A 5,988-nucleotide genomic window follows, 5' to 3' on the forward strand; every position below is an offset into this window, starting at 1 on the left:
AGTGTATACAGGCTCCTTCAAAAATAGATTACTACTTTAAAACGAAAGATAAAAGGCATAACGCTTCATTTTCATGCGGTGTTGTGCCTTGAGCGTAGCGAAAGGAATGATTATAAAAATGAAAAAGATAAGGTTTATATCTGTTTTATTAATTCTATCTTTGATATTTTTGACGGCCTGTGGGTCACAAAACTCATCCTCTAACGGAGAGGAGTCCAAGGCGGATAAAAATTCTGGTTCTATTAAAATTGGAGCGATTTATCCATTGTCGGGCCCATTATCTTTGCTTGGAAAGGAAAGTCTCCGGGGGGTTGAAGTAGCAGTAGATGCTTTGAATGAAAGCGGTGGCATTAATGGAAAGAAAGTAGAACTGATTCCGGTGGATACGCCAAGTTCTAACGAAGCAATGGCATCGGCACAAAAATTGGTGCAGCAAGAAAAGGTAAATGTTGTTGTGGGCTCATTTGAAAGTACACTTGTTCCAATTGCTTCACAGGTCACTGACAGGGCGAAAATTCCATATTTTGAGCTTGGTTCTGTTTCGGATGAGATAACGGAACAAGGGCGCAAATACCTTTTTAGAACGAATCCTCCATCTTATATGTATGCGGAAAGTGATATGAATTTTATAAAACACTTGGCAGCAGAATGGAACAAAGAAATTTCTGATATTAAGGTAGCTTTTATTCATGAAGACAGCAACTGGGGGACATCCATTAAAGATGACTTTATGAAATTGGCTGAAAATGAAGGGGTCAATGTGGTGGATGTCGTTTCTTATAATATGGGCACAGTGAAATCTGTAGACTCACAAATTCTTTCCTTGAAAAAAGCGAAACCAGATGTAGTGATTGGTGTATCGTATATTGATGATTCAATACTTGTTGTAAGAACCATGGACAAGCTTGGCTTTAAACCAGAAGCATTTATTGGACAAGGCGGAGGGTATTCGCTTCCAAATTTGAAAGAGTCTGTCGGAGATGCTGTAAACGGTATATATAACATCGATTTCACCCAGTATAATGTTAATCCTGAAGTTACTCCCGGCCTAAAAGAATACATGGAAAAGTATGAGGAAAAATATGGTGAGAGTCCGTTATCCGGACACTCTTTAACAAATTACTACGGTGCAGAGGTTACTTTTTCAATTTTAGAGAAAGCAAATTCACTCGATGCTGATAAAATTCGTGAAGCAGCCCTGAAAACAGAAATTGAGAACGGAACAACTTCAACCGGATGGGGAGTCAAGTTTGATGAGAATGGACAAAACACACTGTGTTTGCCATTTGCCACGCAATATCAGAACCAAGAACAAGTGACTGTGTGGCCTAAAGAGGCTGCTTCTGCAGAAAGGCAGTAAGACACAAGATCGTCATAACATCATAGGGATGAAGGAATTCCTCCATCCCTCCAATTGTTTTACAAAGGAGTGGTTTAGCATATGTATGTCCTTCAAACCATATTGAATGGGATTTTGTTGGGAGGAATTTATTCATTGATCGCTATGGGTCTAACATTAATCCTGGGAACGATCAGAATCATCAATTTTGCTCATGGTGAGTTTTTAATGATCAGCATGTACATGGCTTATTTGATGTTTCAATTTGGGGGTATTAATCCATATATTTCATCGATCTTAGTTGCGTTAATTATGTTTGTGTTTGGGGTGAGCATTCAGCGTTTTTTAGTCCAGCCGATTCAAACATCATCTGCAAATATTAAAATTCTATTAACTTTAGGAATATCCATCATTTTGCAAAATGTAGCATTAATGATTTTTAGTGCCAATTATTATTCCATACAAACTCCAATGCAAAACAGTACTGTTGGTTTTATGGGATTGACGATTGGAATGCCTGAGCTACTTGCATTTTTTAGTTCAATTATTTTATCTATTCTACTGTGGGCGTTTTTGTCATTTACATTTACTGGTAAAGCCATTCGCGCTCTAGCCCAAAATTATACTGCCTCGATGTTAATGGGGATTTCTGTGAAGAAGATGTATATCATTGCTTTTGGAATAGGCTCGGCTCTAGTGGGCTTTGCAGGAGGGCTGCTAATCCCCATGTACTCGGTTTATCCAAGCGTGGGAACATCGTTTGTCCTACTGTCTTTTGTAATCGTGGTACTGGGTGGCATGGGGAGCATTCTTGGTGCATTTTTGGGCGGAATTATTATTGGAATATTACAATCCTTGGTTGGCCTTTACGAACCTGCACTTAGTGAAGTTGCCTATTTTATTCTATTCCTTTTAATTTTATTAATAAAACCTTCTGGAATATTGGGGCTTGGTAAAAACTCAGAGGAGGTGGGCCTTAAATGAAACCCATTCAACTTCGAAATGCCTCTTTGTTAGTTATTGCATTTTTATTGCCTTTGGTTATAAATAACGATTTTTATTTAAATATTATCATCTGGATTTACCTATACGCTTTACTTTCTACAGCATGGAATATCCTGGGGGGATTTGCTGGTCAGCTATCCTTTGGTCATACTGTGTTTTTTGGGATTGGAGCTTTTACCACCACCATTTTATATGCTAACCATGGAATGTCTCCTTGGTTAAACATCATTCCGGCAATCTTGATTAGTGCCATCTTTGCCCTGATAGTAGGTTTTCCCACATTTAGATTAAAAGGTCCTTTCTTTTCATTGGCAACATTGGCAATAGGGCAAATTATGTACCTTTTGGCGGTCTACTTCAAAGATCTGACTGGGGGAAGTGTCGGTATATTTATGGAATATAATGAGTCTGTGGCAAATATGACCTTTGCAAGTTCTAAACCTTATTATTATATTATCTTAATCTTTTTTATTATAGCTTTATTGATCAGTATTTGGATTAAGAATTCTAAAATGGGATATATGTTTACAGCTATAAGAGAAGATGAAGAGGCAGCTGAAACTCTGGGAGTGCCAACTTTAAAATATAAAATGATTTCCTTCCTATTAAGCAGTTCTCTTACAGCTTTGGGAGGTGTATTCTATGCCCACTATAATATGTTCATTAATCCTTCCACTGCTTTCGATTTCTCATTGTCAGTCAGTATTGTGGTGTTTGCCATAATTGGCGGCTTGGGAACGGTATGGGGCCCATTTCTTGGTTGTCTTTTAATTGTCCCTATTAATCAATATCTCACAAGCTCCCTGGGAGCCTCCATTCCGGGTATTAGCGGGATTATTTATGGTCTGGTTTTAATTATTGTAGTCATGCTTCAACCTAAAGGCATTATTGCGTTTTTTGAAAAGAAAAGAACAAAAAAAATAAAAATTTCTCATGCTGGGGGGAGCGTTGATGGGTCACCTACTAAAAGTTAAACATTTGACAAAAGAATTTAGGGGATTAACCGCTGTAAATGATGTCACTTTTGATGTAAATGAGAATGAAATACTAGGAGTCATCGGACCAAATGGAGCAGGCAAAACAACGCTGTTTAATTTAATCACCCGCAATTTAATCCCTACAAAAGGATCTATCGTATTTAAAGGTGAAGATATCTCCAATATTAAAAAACCAAATGAAGTATGTAACAAGGGAATAGCAAGAACCTTCCAGGTAGTAAAACCCTTTGCCCAGATATCAGTTTTACAGAATGTTATGATTGGGGGTTTTTTACATTACCATAAGAAGGAAGAAGTGGAGAGACACGCAATTGATATTTTAAATAAAGTGGGTTTGGAACATAAAGACGATATTCTTGCATCTCATTTGACTCTTGCTGAAAAAAAGAGGCTTGAATTAGCGCGGGCTTTGTCCACCAAACCTTCATTGTTATTGTTGGATGAGGTGCTTGCCGGATTAAATCCTGCTGAAATACAGGATTCACTGCCGATCATTCGGAAAATCAAAGATTCAGGAGTAACGATTATTATGATCGAACATGTTATGTCAGCAATGATGAATTTGGCGGACCGCCTAATTGTCTTGCATCATGGTGAGTTAATAGCCGAGGGAACTCCGGAAAAGGTCACCAATGATCCGTTCGTTATAAAAGCATATTTTGGAGGAGATGCCAATGTTGCAAATTAACAACTTGCAGGCCGGCTACGGTGAAGTTCAAGTCTTATGGGATGTGAATTTAACTGTTAATTCAGGTAAATTAATAGCTTTAATAGGCGCAAATGCGGCAGGAAAGAGTACAACAATTAACGTCATATCGGGAGTTATTCCTCCTTGGAATGGTGAAATATATTTTAAAGATCAAAGGATCGATACACTTGATTCCAATATAATAGTAGAATCAGGGATCATTCAAGTACCAGAGGGAAGAAAGCTTTTTCCTTTTTTATCTGTAAGGGAAAACTTAGAGTTAGGAGCCTTTTCAAAGCGATCCAGACATAACATGCAAAAAAATTTGCTAAATGTATTGGAAATATTTCCGGACCTTAAAGCTAAAATGAATCAGCATGCGGGTACTCTTAGTGGAGGTCAGCAGCAGATGGTTGCGATTGGCCGTGCTCTTATGGCAGAACCCGAAATATTAATGATTGATGAATTATCTCTTGGGCTATCTCCTTTACTAACACAAACCATGCTTAAAACCGTAAAAGTAATAAATGAAGAAATGGGAACTACCGTTTTGCTGGTTGAGCAAAACGTTCATTTATCTCTTGAAATTGCCGATTATGTCTATGTAATGGAGAATGGGAAAATAGCTATAGAGGGTGACCCATCAGTAATCATGACAAATGAGGACTTGAAAAAATCATATCTTGGCATATAGAGGGTTGAGAAGAATGGAATTTAATGACTTTGATTTTGTAAATAAACAGATAGTTATTAGTGGTGGTACTGGAGATTTAGGAAAGGAAATTAGCCTTGAACTATTGAAAAGAGGCGGGGCGTTAACCGTAATTGGGACGAATCAAAACAAATTTGAGAAACTTAAAAAAACCGCACAACCTTTTTCTGATCGTATCAAATGGCTGCAAGCTGATTTATCTAATGACAACGGCATTAAAAAGGTTTGCAATCATTTTTCAGAGAAAGATAAAATTGATATACTCATCAATCTAGCAGGAATTAATTTAAGAAATCCCATTTTAAACACTACTTTTGAAGAATGGGATAAAGTGTTGAATGCCAATCTAAAAGCACCTTATTTTTTATCACAGTATGCTGCTAAGAAAATGCTTAAAGAAAAAAAGGGGAAAATCATTCATATTGGCTCACTTTCCTCTGTTTTGGGATTGCCGAATATGGGGCCTTATGGAGCTTCAAAGGGTGCTGTTGTTCAAATTACAAAATCCATGGCGGTCGAATGGGCCCCTTATATTCAAGTAAATGCAGTAGCGCCGGGTTATTATGAAACAACTTTAACAGAATCTATTTTTAAAGATGAAAAACGGAAAAAAGAAATATTATCAAGAATTCCAACCAATCGAACTGGAGAACCAAAGGATCTGGTGGGTGCTGTTTTGTTTCTCTCCTCTGATTTATCAAATTATATAACCGGACAGACCCTATTTGTAGATGGTGGATGGACAGCATATTAAAAATATAGCTGATTGCTAGGTTAGGCAAAATGAAAGTGTAGAGTTATAGAAATGGCTTTCCAAAATGCTGGATATTAAAAACTAAAATCCGTCAGCACTTAGGCTGAATTCCCACTTGGAAGGATTGAGATGTATGGTTAAAAAATCTCGAAACGAATTTCTCCATTAACTTTGGGCGTATTATGATGCTCCCCCATTGGAATACGGGAATAAAAGGGGGAGCATATCATCATAGGGTTCTTTTCACGGGTTTCGCTTGATGATAAGCCCACTTTGTTCTCGAAGCAAACTTTCATATTGTCATCCATATCCAAAGGGACATATGGCGTATCGTTCGCATAGACAGGCTAAATGGATATATTTAAACGCCGGATGAGGTTTACTGACTCTTCCAGCAAGATCTCTTTCAATCGTTCGCCAAGGCAGCCTGGTCCAGCCGTTGGCGAAGAGTGGGGCTTGAAGGGACGTTGTCGATATTCAGGGCGTAACGGA

The 5,988-nt window shown here is 37.9% G+C and carries 6 protein-coding genes; all 6 read left to right on the forward strand.

What is annotated here, in order from left to right; translation table 11 throughout:
* Positions 1-88 precede the first annotated feature (88 nt).
* The 6 genes from AB1L08_RS21270 to AB1L08_RS21295 all read left to right on the forward strand — a co-directional run bounded on the left by AB1L08_RS21270 (position 89) and on the right by AB1L08_RS21295 (position 5,496).
* Complete coding sequence (locus AB1L08_RS21270) at positions 89-1,360, forward strand: ABC transporter substrate-binding protein (RefSeq protein ID WP_413066611.1); 1,272 nt, start codon at positions 89-91, stop codon at positions 1,358-1,360.
* 81 nt (positions 1,361-1,441) lie between these two features.
* Positions 1,442-2,323, forward strand: a complete 882-nt coding sequence (locus tag AB1L08_RS21275; RefSeq protein WP_413066612.1) for a branched-chain amino acid ABC transporter permease — start codon at positions 1,442-1,444, stop codon at positions 2,321-2,323.
* Complete coding sequence (locus AB1L08_RS21280) at positions 2,320-3,318, forward strand: branched-chain amino acid ABC transporter permease (RefSeq protein WP_413066613.1); 999 nt, start codon at positions 2,320-2,322, stop codon at positions 3,316-3,318. The genes AB1L08_RS21275 and AB1L08_RS21280 overlap by 4 nt, the downstream gene beginning before the upstream one ends.
* Positions 3,296-4,030, forward strand: coding sequence for an ABC transporter ATP-binding protein (locus tag AB1L08_RS21285; protein ID WP_413066614.1), 735 nt, complete (start codon positions 3,296-3,298; stop codon positions 4,028-4,030). Before AB1L08_RS21280 ends, AB1L08_RS21285 begins: the two co-directional genes overlap by 23 nt.
* Complete coding sequence (locus AB1L08_RS21290; RefSeq protein ID WP_413066615.1) at positions 4,017-4,724, forward strand: ABC transporter ATP-binding protein; 708 nt, start codon at positions 4,017-4,019, stop codon at positions 4,722-4,724. Before AB1L08_RS21285 ends, AB1L08_RS21290 begins: the two co-directional genes overlap by 14 nt.
* A gap of 13 nt (positions 4,725-4,737) precedes the next feature.
* The gene (locus tag AB1L08_RS21295; RefSeq protein ID WP_413066616.1) at positions 4,738-5,496 is read left to right on the forward strand and encodes an SDR family oxidoreductase; all 759 of its coding nucleotides are present in this window, start codon (positions 4,738-4,740) and stop codon (positions 5,494-5,496) included.
* Positions 5,497-5,988 lie beyond the last annotated feature (492 nt).

This window comes from Siminovitchia jepli, assembly GCF_047228825.1.
Classification (GTDB): Bacteria; Bacillota; Bacilli; order Bacillales; family Bacillaceae_C; genus Siminovitchia.